The organism is Ruminiclostridium papyrosolvens C7, from assembly GCF_000421965.1.
In the GTDB taxonomy this organism is placed as follows: Bacteria; Bacillota; Clostridia; order Acetivibrionales; family DSM-1351; genus Ruminiclostridium; species Ruminiclostridium papyrosolvens_A.
Map to the genome: position 1 here is coordinate 99,127 of NZ_ATAY01000085.1, position 16,807 is coordinate 115,933.

At 37.6% G+C, this 16,807-nt stretch carries 17 protein-coding genes and 2 tRNA genes; 4 read left to right on the forward strand and 15 right to left on the reverse strand.

The window, feature by feature from the left end; all coding sequences use genetic code 11:
* Nucleotides 1–40: 40 nt before the first annotated feature.
* Nucleotides 41–1,162, forward strand: coding sequence for a SpoIIE family protein phosphatase (locus L323_RS36420; protein ID WP_020816620.1), 1,122 nt, complete (start codon nt 41–43; stop codon nt 1,160–1,162).
* 64 nt (nt 1,163–1,226) lie between these two features.
* The gene (map, locus tag L323_RS36425; RefSeq protein ID WP_020816621.1) at nt 1,227–2,039 is read left to right on the forward strand and encodes a type I methionyl aminopeptidase; all 813 of its coding nucleotides are present in this window, start codon (nt 1,227–1,229) and stop codon (nt 2,037–2,039) included.
* Here map and hypB read toward each other — a convergent pair.
* The 9 genes from hypB to L323_RS36470 all read right to left on the reverse strand — a co-directional run bounded on the left by hypB (nt 2,005) and on the right by L323_RS36470 (nt 9,176).
* A complete protein-coding gene (gene hypB / locus L323_RS36430; RefSeq protein ID WP_020816622.1) occupies nt 2,005–2,667 on the reverse strand; it encodes a hydrogenase nickel incorporation protein HypB in 663 nt (220 codons plus the stop codon). The two genes, map and hypB, sit on opposite strands and share 35 nt — an antisense overlap.
* A 25-nt stretch (nt 2,668–2,692) precedes the next feature.
* On the reverse strand, nt 2,693–3,364 hold the full coding sequence (locus L323_RS36435) for a trimeric intracellular cation channel family protein (RefSeq protein WP_242835317.1): 672 nt from the start codon (nt 3,362–3,364) through the stop codon (nt 2,693–2,695).
* A gap of 68 nt (nt 3,365–3,432) precedes the next feature.
* Complete coding sequence (hypA, locus tag L323_RS36440) at nt 3,433–3,780, reverse strand: hydrogenase maturation nickel metallochaperone HypA (RefSeq protein WP_242835318.1); 348 nt, start codon at nt 3,778–3,780, stop codon at nt 3,433–3,435.
* Between the two features lie 122 nt (nt 3,781–3,902).
* Nucleotides 3,903–4,277 carry a 4Fe-4S dicluster domain-containing protein gene (locus L323_RS36445; RefSeq protein ID WP_020816625.1) on the reverse strand — a complete coding sequence of 125 codons (375 nt, stop codon included), beginning with the start codon at nt 4,275–4,277 and terminating at the stop codon, nt 3,903–3,905.
* Between the two features lie 35 nt (nt 4,278–4,312).
* On the reverse strand, nt 4,313–5,392 hold the full coding sequence (locus L323_RS36450; protein ID WP_014315421.1) for a nickel-dependent hydrogenase large subunit: 1,080 nt from the start codon (nt 5,390–5,392) through the stop codon (nt 4,313–4,315).
* Nucleotides 5,392–5,772 carry an NADH-quinone oxidoreductase subunit C gene (locus tag L323_RS36455; protein WP_020816626.1) on the reverse strand — a complete coding sequence of 127 codons (381 nt, stop codon included), beginning with the start codon at nt 5,770–5,772 and terminating at the stop codon, nt 5,392–5,394. Before L323_RS36455 ends, L323_RS36450 begins: the two co-directional genes overlap by 1 nt.
* Nucleotides 5,773–5,804: 32 nt before the next feature.
* Nucleotides 5,805–6,254 (reverse strand): NADH-quinone oxidoreductase subunit B family protein, encoded by a 450-nt coding sequence (locus L323_RS36460; RefSeq protein ID WP_014315423.1) that lies wholly within the window; start codon nt 6,252–6,254, stop codon nt 5,805–5,807.
* A gap of 82 nt (nt 6,255–6,336) precedes the next feature.
* Nucleotides 6,337–7,194 carry a respiratory chain complex I subunit 1 family protein gene (locus tag L323_RS36465; RefSeq protein WP_020816628.1) on the reverse strand — a complete coding sequence of 286 codons (858 nt, stop codon included), beginning with the start codon at nt 7,192–7,194 and terminating at the stop codon, nt 6,337–6,339.
* The gene (locus tag L323_RS36470; protein WP_020816629.1) at nt 7,191–9,176 is read right to left on the reverse strand and encodes an NADH-quinone oxidoreductase subunit 5 family protein; all 1,986 of its coding nucleotides are present in this window, start codon (nt 9,174–9,176) and stop codon (nt 7,191–7,193) included. The genes L323_RS36465 and L323_RS36470 overlap by 4 nt, the downstream gene beginning before the upstream one ends.
* Before the next feature lie 500 nt (nt 9,177–9,676).
* On the opposite strand from L323_RS36470, the gene ytvI reads away from it, so the two are divergent.
* Nucleotides 9,677–10,738 (forward strand): sporulation integral membrane protein YtvI, encoded by a 1,062-nt coding sequence (gene ytvI / locus L323_RS36475; RefSeq protein ID WP_020816630.1) that lies wholly within the window; start codon nt 9,677–9,679, stop codon nt 10,736–10,738.
* Here ytvI and prmC read toward each other — a convergent pair.
* From prmC to rho, 4 genes are all read right to left on the reverse strand, one after another.
* Nucleotides 10,735–11,622, reverse strand: coding sequence for a peptide chain release factor N(5)-glutamine methyltransferase (gene prmC, locus L323_RS36480; RefSeq protein ID WP_020816631.1), 888 nt, complete (start codon nt 11,620–11,622; stop codon nt 10,735–10,737). The two genes, ytvI and prmC, sit on opposite strands and share 4 nt — an antisense overlap.
* Nucleotides 11,623–11,640: 18 nt before the next feature.
* On the reverse strand, nt 11,641–12,567 hold the full coding sequence (locus L323_RS36485; protein ID WP_020816632.1) for a DUF1385 domain-containing protein: 927 nt from the start codon (nt 12,565–12,567) through the stop codon (nt 11,641–11,643).
* Nucleotides 12,568–12,755: 188 nt separating this feature from the next.
* Nucleotides 12,756–12,965 (reverse strand): 50S ribosomal protein L31, encoded by a 210-nt coding sequence (gene rpmE / locus L323_RS36490; RefSeq protein WP_020816633.1) that lies wholly within the window; start codon nt 12,963–12,965, stop codon nt 12,756–12,758.
* Nucleotides 12,966–13,150: 185 nt separating this feature from the next.
* Nucleotides 13,151–15,217: a transcription termination factor Rho gene (gene rho / locus L323_RS36495; RefSeq protein ID WP_020816634.1), complete on the reverse strand. Its 2,067-nt coding sequence runs from the start codon at nt 15,215–15,217 to the stop codon at nt 13,151–13,153.
* 627 nt (nt 15,218–15,844) lie between these two features.
* On the opposite strand from rho, the gene L323_RS36500 reads away from it, so the two are divergent.
* Nucleotides 15,845–16,198 (forward strand): VOC family protein, encoded by a 354-nt coding sequence (locus L323_RS36500; RefSeq protein ID WP_020816635.1) that lies wholly within the window; start codon nt 15,845–15,847, stop codon nt 16,196–16,198.
* 94 nt (nt 16,199–16,292) lie between these two features.
* Here L323_RS36500 and L323_RS36505 read toward each other — a convergent pair.
* Nucleotides 16,293–16,368, reverse strand: a tRNA-Thr gene (locus L323_RS36505).
* A 271-nt stretch (nt 16,369–16,639) separates the two neighbouring features.
* Nucleotides 16,640–16,715, reverse strand: a tRNA-Val gene (locus tag L323_RS36510).
* Between the last annotated feature and the right edge of the window lie 92 nt (nt 16,716–16,807).

Genomic DNA, 16,807 nt, shown 5'->3' on the forward strand with positions numbered 1-16,807 from the left:
AAAAGTATGTTTTCAGTGACATACGAAAGGTTGATACTTATTGTCAAATAAAATTGTTAAAGAATTTGCATCATCAGAATCAAATTTCATAGAAGATATAATAGATGGAATGCAGGATTGGGTCAGAGTCATAGATAGAGACGGCAAAGTTTTATTTGTCAATAAACCAATGCGTGAGGGTCTGGGCTATGATGCTGTGGGCAGAAAGTGCTTTGAGGTTCTTGGCCGTTCCTCCCCTTGCCCAAATTGTATATCAAGCCTCAGAGGTGAAAACCTTCCTAATTCTAAGGAAGAAGCAATAAACGGACGTGTTTTTTCAGTCACAAGCTCTCCTCTGAAAAGTTTTCAATCAAATAACGTGGAAGCTGTTATTGAAGTGCTCCATGATATAACTGAACTCAAGGCGTTAAGTCAGGAACTGGAAAGGCAGAACGAACAGCTTAAAGAGGATCTCTCCATAGCAAGGAAACTGCAATGCAGTCTTCTCCCAAAACAGCAGTCTGTTGGAGAAAAGATAAATTTCAGCTATATTTATAAACCCTGCGAAATGATTGGCGGTGATTTCCTTGATATTTTTGAAATTGACGAAGATCACGTAGGTATTTATATCGCTGACGTATCCGGTCACGGAGTAGCAGCGTCCATGCTTACAATGTTTTTACGTGCTGCTATAGACAAGTCCTCTCTTTCACCGTCAAAGGTGCTGACTCAACTCTATCACGACTTTAATAAGAACGGTTTTGACGACGAGCTTTATATTTCCGTATTTTATGGAATTATAAATATTTCAGATTATAGTTTTTCTTACTCAAATGCGGGATTAAACGTTTCACCAATTTTATTTTCAGGAGACGACTTCAAGCTGCTGAGAATCGGAGGAATACCAATCAGCAACTGGGTAGATAATCCTGAATATACTGAAGCAACACAAAAACTTAATCCAAAGGACAGATTGTTGTTCTACACAGATGGAATAATTGAGATCAAAAACAAGTCCAGTGAGCAGTTTGGGGAAGACAGAATTGTTGAGCATTTTTTAAGGAAAGACTTAAAACCCTCAAGTATAATATCAAAGCTTGTAGACAAGGCTTTGTCCTTCTCAGGCAGCAGTATACACGATATTATGGATGATATCACAATAGCTTTACTGGAAATGAAATAAATATTGTTTATATTTGTTATAATTAAATAGAAGACTTAAAAACATTATTAAGGAAGTGTATTTAGTGAGTATCAATGATATTGCACAAAAACTGGAAAATTTTAAAAATATGGGCTATATAATACCCCATAAATCCTTATTAAAAAATTCACAGCAGATTGAAGGTATCCGTAAAAGCGGTGAGATTACTACTCAGATACTTGATTTATTGGAGAAGGAAGTTAAGCCCGGAATAACTACTGCAGAAATAGATAAAATGGTGTATGAGTACACAGTTGCACAAAATGCAATTCCTGCACCACTGAATTACAACGGATTTCCCAAAAGCGTATGTACTTCTATAAACAATGTTGTCTGCCACGGAATTCCCAATGATAAAACCGTTCTCAAATCAGGAGATATTGTCAACATTGATGTATCTACCATATTAGACGGATATTTTTCAGATGCAAGCAGAATGTATATGATTGGCGATGTTTCACCCAATGCAAGGAAGCTTGTAGAGGTAACAAAAGAGTGTCTTGATATCGGAACAAAGCAGGTTAAACCTTTCGGTTCAATAAATGATATAGGAAGAGCCATTGAGCCTTTTGCCAATAAAAACGGCTATAGCGTTGTGCGTGATTTAGGCGGCCATGGTGTGGGAGTTCACTTCCATGAGGACCCCCATGTCGATCATTTTCAGAGGAAAGACATGGGATTCCTGATACTTCCCGGTATGGTATTTACAATAGAACCAATGATAAATGAGGGCAGTTATAGAGTCCAGATTGGAAAAGACAATTGGACCGTGACTACAAAAGATGGTTCTTTATCTGCCCAGTGGGAATATACTATTGCTGTTACACAGACGGGTTATGAGATACTTGCACATTAAGCATCCAATCTGCAAGCTCGCTAATTCCTTCACCTGTTTTACATGATACCTCAATAATTTTTGCATTTTCATTTAATGCCTTAACGCCTTTGTAAAAGCTGTCCTTATCAAAGTCGATATAAGGCATTAAATCTGTCTTGTTAAGTACCACAATATCAGCAAGTTCAAACATTGAGGTATATTTGTAAGGCTTGTCATGTCCTTCAGGAACACTGGCAATAACCATTTTTATACCTTCACCAAGATCAAAGGAAGACGGACACACAAGATTTCCTACATTTTCTATAAAAAGGATTGTTCCATCTTTTAGTTGTAGACTCTCTGCAGCAGTCTTTATCATGTTTGCGTCAAGGTGGCATCCTCCGCCGGTATTTATCTGAATAACGGGATTACCGAGCTTGTCTATCTTTTCTGCATCAATAGAAGATGCAATATCACCTTCAACTACAGCAACACTTGCTCTGTCCCCAAACGCTTCTATAAGCTTCATAATAGTACTGGTTTTCCCCGAACCCGGTGAAGCCATTATATTAACAGCCTTTATTCCCTTACCTTTAAAATAATTTCTGTTTTCCTCTGCAAGCCTGTCATTGGCATGCATTATGTTTTTCATTACTTTTATTTCCATAAGTACCTCCAAGTTTTTTCAAAATTCACATTCTAAAGCTCTTTCGGTTGTTCCCCCCTGACGGTTTGCCTGTATCGTTCCTGCTTATAACAGGCAGATGCAGTCTTAGCTTAACGGATATCATTCTGATGGCAAAAATTATGCCTACACACAGATATATGTTTAAACTAAGGCTAATCCGTCCATACATGAAGTAAAACAAAAGAGAGCCTATAATTGACGGTATGGCATATATTTCACTTCTAAATATCAAAGGAATCTCATTAACCATTATATCTCTTAGTATGCCTCCGCCAACCCCGGTTATAACTCCCGCAAAAACAATGCCGAGAAGTGGTAGGCCGTATTCCATGGCCTTATATGTAGCGGTTACGGTGAAAACTCCCAGCCCTACTGCATCAGCCAACACTATAAAGGACATAACCCTGTTAACCATGGTATACAGCAGGCATGTAGCAATCATCGTTGCTGTTATGGCAGCAAAATACCTCCATTGTACAAAAAAAACAGGTACCTCTCTTCCAATAACTATATCCCGTATAATTCCACCGCCGGAGGCCGTTGCCATAGCCAGCACATATATACCGAATAAATCAAGCTTGTTCCTGATTCCTACAAGAACTCCGGATACAGCAAAAGCTACTGTACCTATTATATCAACTATGCTCAAAACCAACATGAAGCTTCCTCTCAGCATAAATTAAAACCCACTCCGGCAGCATATTATACTTTATAATATGAGAATGCTGAAAGAATGTGTTTTTGTTATTCGATTTCAAGACTTTCTATATAAAACTCCCTGCCTACACCAGTTGGCATACCGAGTCCACCACATTTGGGGCAGTCAAAACCTGTGGTGGGCTTTATAAATACCTCGCCACATTCTCTGCACTTAAATTCAGCTTTCACACGTCTGAAAACAAGTTTTGCTCCATGGGCAATGGTGCCTTCGCTCATAATATCAAAATACATTTGTACCGAGTCATCAACTATAGTTGACAAATCTCCTATTACAAGCCGTATTTCCAGTACTTTTGATGCCTCAACCCGTTTCGCTTCATCTAAAACAAGCTTTAGCAATGACTGGGTTACCGCATATTCATGCACGTCCATAACCTCCGTGTCTCAATATATGTTTTATCACATAATATTATATCCACAAACACTAAAATTCAGAGGATGCCTTATCTTCCTCTGAATTTTAAGTAGTATATATAAATTCACTTATTAATAACCTAAGCTGTAACCTTGCCGTTATCGCTTTCAACTTCCTTTGGAGGCTGAACGGCTTTGTAATTTTCTTTTTTGCTTTGTGCAGTTTTATGCTCAGGGCTTGCTACAATACATTTCTTTGGACAAGCTTCAACACATGCATTGCATATTACGCACTTAAACTGATTAATCTCCCAGGACTTTTCAGCTTTATTTACCACTATGGCATTAGCCGGACATTTTCTCTGGCAAATTCCGCAGAAAATACATTTATCTATTTCAATACCTTCAATCTGACCTCTGGAATCCTTGAATGGTTCTCTTTTTTCAAAAGGATACATTCTGGTTGCAGGCTTTGACGCAAGATTCTTAAATACATTTTCCATCATCTTAAACATCTCTTATGACCTCCTATCTACCAAATACATTTCTATTATCTCTCGGTACAGGATATACATGGGTCAATGGTAAGAATAAGCATAGGAACATCTGCAAGCTGGCTACCCGGCAACATCTTCAGAAGTGACGGAATATTTGCAAATGTAGGAGTTCTAAGTCTCAATCTATCCAAATTCTTTGTACCATTTCCTCTTAAATAATAGAGAACTTCCCCTCTTGGCTGCTCAACTCTTGAAATTACATCACCCTTTGGCGGGAATCCCTTAAAAGGAACAACATGCTCTCCTTCAGGTATCTTTGCTATAGCCTGTTTTATAAGATCAATAGACTGATAAACCTCTTTGAGTCTTACGTAAGTTCTTGCATAGCAGTCACCATCATTATGAGTAATAGGCTCAAAATCCAATTGTCCGTATGCAGAATATCCTGTGGTTCTCATATCGGTAACAATACCGCTTGCTCTTGCCATAGGTCCTACTGTACAATATTCAATTGCATCAGCTTTCGTGAGGACACCCACTCCAACCAACCTGTGCTTAACTGTATAATTGTTGAGAAATACTGCTTCAACCTGTTCCAAATCATGCTTTATATCATCAACAGTAGCAATAATCTTAGCCATTTGTTCTTTAGTCAGGTCTCTTCTTGTTCCCCCGATTGTATTACATGAAATAACAACCCTGCTTCCGGCTGTTTCTTCCATTATATCCATTACCTTTTCTCTGTCTCTCCATGTCTGCATGAAAAGACTCTCGAAACCAAAGGCATCCGCCAGAAGCCCCAACCAAAGCAAGTGACTGTGCATTCTGTGAAGCTCTGCCCAGATAACTCTCAAAAACTTTGCTCTGTCGGAAATCTCAATATTCATCAATTCTTCGATTCCCTGACAGTAAGCCATTGCATGCATAACACTGCATATACCGCAAACTCTTTCAACAACAAATGTGTTTTGAGTAAACTCTTTTGTTTCAGTTAGCTTTTCAAGCCCTCTGTGAACATACCCAATAGCAGGTATTGCATCTACAATATTTTCATCTTCCATAACTAGCTTGATGTGAAGGGGTTCCGGAAGCACAGGATGCTGTGGCCCAAAAGGAACTATAGTTGAACTCATTATGAATTACCCCCTCTTTTTTCAATAGTTATTTGCTGTCTTAACATTGGTGAACCAAGTTCTTCCTCTGAGAGGAGCATATGCCCGCCGTAATCTACTACAATTCCGGTGATATTAACTCCAAACAGTTCCTTTATCTCATTTTCAACCAGTAAAGCACTGATATAAATTCTGGAAATACTTGGGACTTCTTCGTTCTTCTTAACAGTAATCTTTAAGTTCTTCATTTTATAGTCGATATCAAAATGATATACAATATCTATAGTGTCATCACCGTTATCTACACTAGTTGTAGTAACGAATCTGTATCCATCATACTTGCACTTCTGAACTTCTGCAAGTAGCTGATCACTTGTAATTTCCACCAAATTTTCAATCATTCTATTCTTACCTCCATGAGCCTTGACAGCCCTTATTTAGCTACCTTCTTCATTGCATCAGCCTTTTCGTCAAGTTTACCTATAGCCTGAACTATACCGTCTATAATGGCTTCAGGTCTTGCACAGCAGCCCGGAACAAATACATCAACCGGAATTACGTTTTCAACTCCGCCCAGTACATTGTAACATTCTTTAAAAATACCTCCGGTACAAGCACATGCTCCAATTGCAACGACGCACTTAGGGTCAGGCATTTGATTGTATATATTCTTTAATACAAGTTCGTTTCTCTTATTTACAGAACCGGTTACAAGCAATATGTCAGCATGTTTTGGGTTACCAACATTTATAATACCCAAACGCTCTGCATCATACATTGGAGTGAGGCATGCAAGTGTCTCAATATCACATCCGTTGCAGCTTGTACAGTCGTAATGCATTATCCAGGGTGATTTCTTCCTTGATTTGCTTATTATACCCATACAATTCACCTTTCTTACAGGATAGGCTGCTTGCAAATATCTTTTGTCAGCAAGCAACCTCCAATATATTTAGTAGTTCCTATTAAGGAATCAGATACATCCACACAATATTTACCAAAGCCGCACCGATACCTGCAACCCAAGTAATTTTAACCATCCACTGCCATGTAACTCTGGCACTGATATTATCAATAACTATTTCAAAGAAATAACATACTAATGCTATTAATATACCTACCCATAAAGGTTTAGCAAAAAACAATGAAATTAATCCCATGAGCAGTACCAAATCAATCCAGTCTGTCAATTCCAGCAATGCCAGCTGAGTACCTGAGAACTCGGTAGTTACACCCTTTATCAATTCCTGATGACCATGATGAGAAGTTGCAAAGTCAAAAGGTGACTTTCTCAGCTTTATTGTCAAAACATAAATGAATGCAAGGAACAAAAGAGGCAAACTGTACAACAGAGGTTTGTCGTGGTTGAAAATATCAGAAATCATAAAGCTTCCAGTTACCTTGTACACCCCAACAACCATCAACAGCAAAACAGGTTCATATGCCATCATCTGCATAATTTCCCTCTGAGCACCAATCTTACTGTATGGAGAACGAACACTCATTGCACCCATTATCAGTGATATGCCTGAAAATGCCAGAATAAACATCAGCATTAGCAAATCCTGTTTTAAAACCAGCATAACCAGCGCACCTATTGCAAAGAACAAATGTCCTAAGACATAAACCATTTGAGTCTGGTTAACGGCAATTCCCTGCTTGCCAATCAATTTAAAGAAATCATAGAAAGGCTGAAGCAGTGGAGGCCCAAATCTATTCTGCATTCTTGCAGTAATCTTTCTGTCAATACCAAAAAGTAATCCACCCAAAATCGGAGCAGCTATTATGGCAATAACAGCAGTTAAAATATTGTTTATGCTCATAATCCGATCACCACCCCTAACAAAATTATTATAATTGCACCTGCAGCAAGGTTGAGCCAGAAAGTCAGCTTGTTTTCACCAAAAACAGACTCCATGTAATAGTTTCTAACAACTACCTTCTCAACTTTATCACCGGGGCTGATAAACTCTAACCCTCTTAAATCTTCATCTACATTACTGCCACAAAGATATGGCGGCTTTAATCTTGCAGGCTTGATTTTGTTTGCAATGATAGGTATTGCAACCATCAATATCAAAATCACACCGAAGAATATTATGGAAGCAAACCCTCCATATACAGCCTGATTAACCTTCTCCAACCACACTCCCATACCGGTTCCGGAAAGCATCTCCTTGTCGGCAATATTGAATGCCATTATCTGAGGCTTTACAAACTGGTTATACAAAGGAGCGATTCCTATACTTGCTGCCATTACCAAAACAATTAACACGGACAAAGCAGCTTTGATTGAGAAAGCAAGCTTTTCCATATGATATTTAGGTTTGTAGGACATTGTTAGGATCATACCAATCCACTTTGACCAGAATACAACTGTAAGTGCACTTCCCAATATTATAAATAACAATACCAGCGGGTTGTGTACAGCAGTTTCTATTGCCATCCACTTTGTTATCAAAACACCGAAAGGTGGTAAAAGCATTGAAATCTGACCGATTACTGTAATAACTGTAGTAAATGGCATCTTTTTGAATAAGCCCTGCATATCTTCGATATCACGGCTGCCAATACCAAGCTCGATAGTACCCACGCAAAGGAAGAGCAATCCTTTTGATACAGCATGGAAAATCATAAGCAGAACAGCAGCGGCGAGAGAAATTCTCGTGCCGATTCCTGCACAGCATATTATCAATCCAAGGTTTGCTATTGTTGAATAAGCAAGAACCTTCTTTGCATTACTCTGGCTTATTGCTATGGCTGAGGCAGCTACAAAAGTAAATCCTCCTGCAACAGCAACCAATTGTCCAAGTCTTGTACCTGAGAAAGCAGGAGCGATTCTTACAACCAGATATACGCCCGCCTTAACCATTGTACTTGAGTGAAGCAGTGCAGATACAGGTGTTGGTGCAACCATGGCTCCCAACAGCCAGCTCTGGAATGGGAACTGGGCCGACTTTGTAAAACCTGCTATGCACAGGAGACCAAGTGCTACTGGCATCATTCCAGCAAAAGCGCCCTGCATTCCCGAATTTGATATAGCCTGTATTGAAAGTGTATCCAGACTTGTGTTTACCATTAATATAGCGATGATAAAAGCTACACCGCCCACTGAGTTAATCCACAACGCTCTTAAACCGTTTTTAATGGCTATTTCAGTCCCGTCATGTGATATGAGCAGGAATGAGCAAAGTGTTGTTACCTCCCAGAAGAAATACATCCAGGATAGATTATCCGTCATTACCAATGCGTTCATTGCACCAAGGAATATGAAAAGTATCATAAAGAATCTTGGTTGCCTTGATACTTTCAGGTGCAAGTGATGTTCATGCTCCTTCATGTAGCCAAGTCCGAAAAACGTAACAATCGGACCGATAATTGAAACAAGCATTATCATTATTAATGACAAATGGTCAATTACAAATGCCTGTTCAGGCTCGTTAACCTTGCCGAACGCTCCAGATATCTCAAATAAAACCCAAGGAATAAATTGTAATACTGTTAAAACAAGTACTATTGCTTTTTTATGCTTTATACCTATATACCCGATGTAGCAGAAGAGTAAAAAATCAAGTCCTTTAATCAGCCCACCGACAATCTCGAGTACATGCTCATCCATCTGGAAAACCAGTTTTCCTTCAGGAGAGTTAATCATAAGTGCTATGAAGCCGCCTGCCACTGCAAAAAGCAGCAGAGTAGAAATGCTCACTACAGCAATACGCACCTTCTGATTTTTCAGAATCATGCATAATGCCGCACTTAGTGCAGGCAGCAGAATAGCTGCCAGTAATAAATACCAATCCACAGCTTATTCTCCTTTCAAAATGTAATTTTAACCCTCATATTTTTAAGAATCTCATTATTAGTTACATAATAAAATTCTAAAAAAGACAAAAAAATAATAAAGTCAGACTAAATCCCTTATCCATGATAAGTTATAAATAGTGCTTTAGTCAATCTCGCTATTAGGTAAAAAAAATATTCAATTATTACTTTTGTCTCTTATTCTCCTGCAATGTCTTCCGTTTATCAATTTACAGATTTTTTTCAAAATAAATTTATTAAAAGCCTATGTTTTAAGGCATTTGAATATGTTATAGCTGTGTATTGTATACAAAAATTGTAGAAAGCTTCTAATAGTGTTCCAATTTCCCTTTACAGGATAGTTTTATACTCGTCTTCTACTGCTTCTCAACCGTGTACATATATATTTCCCATAAAATTAACTTGAATATGTACTTTTGTATTATTATAATGTATAAATTAAATATAAGGATTCTGGAACAAGGTAAGGAGTATAACTAAATGGAGTTATGGAGCAAGTATCAATCTACAATTAAAAAGATTCTTTTGATTTTGCTTATTTTTGCGGTGATTTATCTATCTATATCGTACTTTTTGCCATTTTTTGCCCCATTTGTTATAGCTTTAATTGTCTCCTATATAAATGAACCGGTTATCAAGCTGCTCCAAAAATTTAAGATATCGAGAAAGGCCGCAGCTGCTATATCCCTGTTATTTACCATGTCAGTACTTGGACTTGGTTTAACCATTGGAATTATAAAAATATATAATGAATTAATTGTTTTACAAGATAATCTAAGCGCATATTCCAGCGATATATCCGTTAAAATTAACGGTTTGATAGACAAAGCAACAATATTTTATAACGGGCTTCCGGATCAGGTAACCAGCACCATAACCAAAAATCTTACATCCTTTTCGGAACAAATCGGAATAATGATAACTTCAGTTATTCAGTACGCAATAAATACTGTGTCCTCAATTCCAAGGTTGACGGTTTTTGTAATCGTAACCATCCTGGGTACATATTTCATAAGCAGCGACAAAAAAAATATTTCTTCCTTTTTTTACAGACAGCTTCCCTTTTCATGGAGAAAAAATATAGCCAGCTTAAAAAAAGATACCTTTAAGGCACTTCTGGGTTACTTTAAAGCTATCCTTATCCTTATGGGCTTTACTTTTATAGAAGTAAGCGTAGGCTTGTTTATTCTAAATGTAAAATATGCATTTCTTATAGCTTTGGTAGTGGGTCTATCAGACGCAATTCCTATCATGGGTACGGGGGTTGTAATGGTTCCGTGGATTTTGTGGACCGTAATATCGGGAGATATGCCTCTTGCCCTTGGTCTTGGTATAATATATGTTCTCGGCATACTTATAAGACAGATAATGGAGCCCAAGATAGTGGGCAGCCAGATAGGCCTGCACCCTCTGGTAACCCTCCTTGCAATGTATATAGGTCTAAAGTTCTTCGGAATAATAGGAATGTTTGTAGGCCCTATAAGCATTATCGTGGTAAAGAAGCTTCAGGATTCGGGTGCAATGCGATTATGGAATGATTAATTCGACAGCTGCCCAATTACAACTCTGTCATTTCCGCCGTAGTCTTTAAGCACTTGTATATTGGTAAAGGACTCCTTCATTAGTGCAGAAACCCTTTCTCCTTGATTATAACCGATTTCAAAGGCCAGCCAGCCAAGCTTATTAAGATATTCAGGGGCTTTAGCTGTAATTCTTCTGTAAAAATCAAGTCCGTCTGCACCGCCGTCAAGTGCTAATCCCGGCTCATAACTGCTGACTTCCTTCTGTAGCCCTGAAATTATTTCAGTTTCTATATATGGCGGATTACTGACTATAAAATCAAATTTGTAATTGCCTTCAAGTGCTTCAAGTGCTTTAAACAAGTCTCCTCCAAAAAACTCCACTCTGTTTTGGACTCCGTTCAACTCACTGTTAGCTTTTGCTACCTTAATTGCTTCCTCTGATATATCACAAGCTATAATGTCACATTGGGAGCAGAAACAGGCTATACTCACAGCTATGCAGCCCGAGCCTGTACACATATCCAAGACATTTAATCTGGCACTACTACCTTCATTCTTCCTTTCAAATACTCGCTTTTTTGCCAACTCAATAACCTTTTCCACTAAAATTTCGGTGTCCTGTCTTGGTATAAGCACCGCTGGAGTTACCATAAACCTTAATGACATGAATTCAGTATCCCCTATGATATATTGCAGTGGGATATTCTTAGCGCGTTGAGCCAGCATATGGTCAAGTATTGCTTTTTCATCAGAGCTTAATTCTCTGTCGCCGTGGGCATAGAGATATGCCCTCCCGCAGTTAAGCACCTGACAAAGCATGACCCCGGCTTCTTGTACCGGGGTCTCAATATTTGCATTTTTTAATTTATCTTCCGCATAATGTGTGAATTCATTTATATTCATATTTCACCGTTATATTCTTTAGTCTTTGCCCCAATCATCGCTAATTTCGCTGTTTGGAATAACTTCATTGAAAGCGGCTATTGCTACTTCAATCTGACTGTCATCAGGCTCTCTGGTAGTAAACTTCTGAAACATAAGGCCGGGAGCACTGAATACCTTGAACAGCCAGTTGTCATGTCTAACCGCAAATTTTATTAATTCCAGAGATACTCCTGCTATAACAGGCACAAGAAGAATTCTGATTGCAGCATTTAGAAATATATTATGCCATCCGGTAAATGAAAATATTAAAATACTGATTATCATTATGGTGAAAAATAGTGATGTACCGCATCTGGGGTGCTTTGTAGTATATTTTCTTACATTATCAACAGTAAGCTCATCACCGTGCTCATAACAGTGTATTGTCTTATGCTCTGCACCGTGATATTCCCACACCCTTTTCATATCTTTCAGCAGTGAAACGAGGGCCAGATATCCTATAAATATACCTACTCTAAGGGCTCCTTCAATGAGGTTCTTAATTACAACTCCTTCTACAGGTATAAAACCTGCTATCAGGTTTGGAAGCAATATAAATAGCCCCACACTCAAAAAAATGGATAGCACTACTGAAAAATATATGGCTATGTCTGTTATCTTGTCCCCGAATTTTCGTTCAAGAAATTGCTCGAATTTTGAAGGCTCATTGCTTTTATCATCATCTTCAATATCTATAAATTCGGCAGAATACATAAGAGCCTTAACTCCTATTACCATTTGGGAAAATAAATTTACAGCGCCTCTTACTATTGGAATCTTGGACAGCTTACCTTTTGGCTTTTGCGGATGTTTTTCAACAATTATCTCTCCATCCGGCTTCCTAATTGCCGTAGCCCTGTACTCCGGCCCTATCATGAGAAGGCCTTCAAGTAGAGCTTGACCACCAATCGTCGTCTTTTTCATTTTTCCTCCTATATTAAAAAACAGAGTTGATAAAACCACCGTATACACAGACTTATCTCTATAATGACTTAACCCTTAAAAAAGATTATAACTCGAATATTACTAAATGAAAAGATTAATAGCAATTTGTTTACAGATATGAAACAAAAGACCGGGAAAAAACATTCCCAGTCTTTATAATACCTTCATTATGCGTTATCAACAATACCGTATTTCTTCTTAAACTTATCAACACGTCCACCAGTATCAATGAGCTTCTGTCTACCTGTATAGAACGGATGACACTTTGAACAAATTTCAACGTGAAGGGCTTTCTTTGTAGAACCAGTTGTAAAAGTTTCACCGCAAGCACACTTTACTACTGCTTCAGAATATTCTGGATGAATTCCTTCTTTCATTGCTTTTCACCTTCTTTCAAAACATAATTGCAATGTCCTCAATGAACAGCATTATTATTATATATTCAACGTACAATAAAATGTACTTAGTTGCTTATTAAAGAGGCAAGTGATATTTTAACATAAAATCAAATACACCGCAATACCTTTTTTAGTACTTACAATAAGTACCATATATTGGATTACTATCTGTCCTGCGAATTCTTATCTAAAAAAGATATTTTAATACTATTTACAAAATCATCGTTTGTTCTGGTCTGCATAAGTTTATTTATTAAAATCTCAGTAACCTCTGCAGTTCCCATATTGCTCATTGCTTTCCTTATAGCCCAGACACTTTCAAGCTCTTTTTGGCTGAGAAGAAGCTCTTCACGTCTGGTCCCTGACTTATTAATATCGATTGCAGGGAAGATTCTCTTTTCAGATAACTTTCTATCCAGATGTAGTTCCATGTTACCTGTACCTTTGAATTCTTCAAAGATAACATCATCCATTCTGCTTCCTGTTTCAATGAGCGCAGTGGCCATAATTGTCAAGCTGCCGCCATTTTCAATATTTCTTGCCGCTCCGAAAAATCTCTTTGGCTTATGAAGTGCACCCGGGTCCAAACCACCTGACAAGGTTCTTCCTGTTGGAGGAATAGTAAGGTTATATGCCCTTGCCAATCTTGTTATACTATCCAAAAGAATAACAACATCTTTCTTTTGTTCTACAAGACGCTGTGCTCTCTCCAGCACCATTTCCGCAACCTTTATATGATGTTCGGGAACCTCGTCAAAGGTAGAATAAATTACCTCTCCCTTAATAGAACGCTGCATATCGGTTACTTCTTCAGGTCTTTCGTCAATAAGCAGAACTATTAGCTCGGCTTCGGGGTAGTTAATTGTAATTGCATTTGCAATTTTTTTCAAAAGTATCGTTTTACCCGCTTTTGGAGGGGATACAATCATTCCTCTCTGGCCTTTTCCAATTGGAGCTATAAGATCTATAAGTCTTGTCGAAAATTCTCTAGGTGAAGTTTCAAGAGTAATTCTGTTATCAGGATATATAGGTGTTAAGTACTCAAACGCAACTCTCTTGGACGCAACGTCCGGAGTGTCTCCGTTAATTGACTGTACATACAATAATGCCTGAAATTTTTCGCCTTCTTTTGGAATCCTGCCTTTTCCCCTTAGTTTATCACCGGTTTTAAGACCAAACCGTCTTATTTGTGAAGGTGAAACGTAAACATCTTTAGGGCCGGACAGATAGTTTTCACTTCTTAAAAAACCATAACCGTCTGGTAATACTTCAAGAACTCCTTCTACAGGATCATCACTTTCTATCTTTTCACTACCCTGCGGTTGTTGAATCTGAGGTGAAATAACCTGAGGCTGGGATGGTACCGGTTGCTGAGGCTGAACCTGCTGTGGCTGCTGATTTAATGGCATACGCTGCGGTTCTGGTGAGATATCAGACTTGCCGTTTGTGTTTGTATACGGTCTGATTTGCCTGTGCTGTTGTCTATTATCCTGCCTTGTTGAAGGCTGATCATCCTTTTTGTATATCTGAGGTTTCAAATCCTTTTCAGCTTTCCCGGGTATCTTTTCATCAGAAACGTTTTTGGGCTGTTCTATCGTTTGCTCCGGCTTTACTCTGCTGTTTCTCCTGTGTGGAATGTTATCTGCCGAATTGTTTCCTTTGTCTTGTGATGAAACTTCTGATGTGTTTGATAATACCTTATTTTCAGTAACCGGGGGTTCGCTAGAAGGTTGAACATCCTTTTTCCGTCCTCTTCCATGAGGCTTTTTCTCGATATTTTTTGTTTCCAGATGCTTTAATGTGTCAGACAATCTGTCTGGTTTATCACTTTGTTCTGATACGGAAATTGGATTTTGAACCTGATTATCCTGACCTGTAACGCTAGTAAGTAAATCTGATACACCGGTATTATCCGGCTTGTCCATTGATTTCGATGCCTTGCTCGGCCTTCCTCTCCGGGATTTTCTTAAGACAGGAACCTCCTCTGATGCTTCTTTGGACCTTTCTTCGCTTGCTTGAGTTTCTATTGTATTCGCAGCTGGTTCAGCCGTTTTAATTTCTTCAGAAACAACTTCTTCCACAATATCATCAGATTTAAGTTTTTTGGAGTTTTCACTAAGCAGTTCTACTAACTCATTCTTCTTATATTTGGATATATTTTTCATCCCCAGCATTTTTGCAATATATCTCAAATCTTCTAACGTTTTTGACTGTAAATTAATTTGGTCCATAATTCACCACCTTATAAAATCTTTTACTATTTAGACCATTAAAAAGTAAGGAAAATATTTTCACGAAAATCTTTATAGAAAATCAAACTACTTCTTCCGTTTTCTAGAGGAGAATTTTTGAATATCCCACAAAAATCATTATATCAAAAGTGTAAATACATGTCAATGTTATTAAAATTTACTAACATGGAAAATAGTCTCAGCCCAGCTATGTAGGTATATTAACCTGACCGGTTTGCACTTTTGCCCTGAGGAAATATAATTCACCCTTACGTAATTATTGCCATTATGTGAGTTTTAATTCATATTGCCTTCATATCTTTAAATACTGCGGCTTACACAACTTTTCTGTGAGTAGTTTACGTAATGTGAAAGTCAAAAAATGTTTATAATCGTCATTTAGTCCTTTTATTGTTTAGAAATTTTAAAATGATAGACATAATATTTGATAAATACACTAAATATATAATTGTTCCGAGTGTTGCACTTACGGGTTTGCTAATTTGTATTTCAAATCTCCATGTTATTATGTATACAGCATTTAATGTATATTAATTTAATTCATTCAATGTTATAATTATTCAAGCTATACTGTGTAATTTAAATATACGTAAAGGAAGATGAAAAATGAATTTGGGAGAAGTTTGCATAGAAACAAATGACGTTATTAAAATTGCTGATTTCTACAGAAATATCTTAGGTATTTCTTCGGATTGTAGAGACGAAGTACATCAATTTATAATTACAGAAGGTACTACCTTGAGTGTTTACAATAACGGAAAAGCAAAGAATAGCCAAAATGAAAATATAAGCTTAGCTTTTACTGTTGATGATGTAGATGAAGAATATAAAAGATTATTGAATTTAGGAATACATATTATTGATACTCCACAATTACAGCCATGGGGAGCAAAAAATATGCACTTTTGCGATCCAGACGGCAACCACATATATTTTAGGAGTTTGCCAAAGGGTGTTTAGCTAAGGTGCTTAGAATTATGGGTGTTCAGGCTTCTTGTAAACCAGCTTTCCTGCAGATATGAAAAAACCCTTCAAAATGTTATTTTGAAGGGTTTGGAGCTGGCGGACGGAATCGAACCCCCGACCTGCTGATTACAAGTCAGCTGCTCTACCTGCTGAGCTACACCAGCATCTTTTCTGTATCAAAGCAGTTGTTTCTGCCCTTGACACTATGATAGTATAACAGGGTAAAACTTATGTGTCAACACTTTTTGATAAGAAAATTTGTCCATTAAACATCAAAAAATCAATGTCAATCGTTTTAATATTCAAAAATTTTTCCTGCAAAGGAGACCCTATGAATTTTAATATAGAAGCTTCAAATTGGGATAATGAGAGAAGGACAAGTAGGAAGTTTTTTTTACACTAAAAAAGCAATTATCATAAAATGATAATTGCTTTTGGTGGGAACTATAGGGCTCGAACCTATGACCCTCTGCTTGTAAGGCAGATGCTCTCCCAGCTGAGCTAAGCTCCCTCATGCATGAATTATTATAAACTTATCAATTTAAAATGTCAATAATTTTTATATTGATTTCATTTGTTATATTTTTACTGTTTTTTTGATTG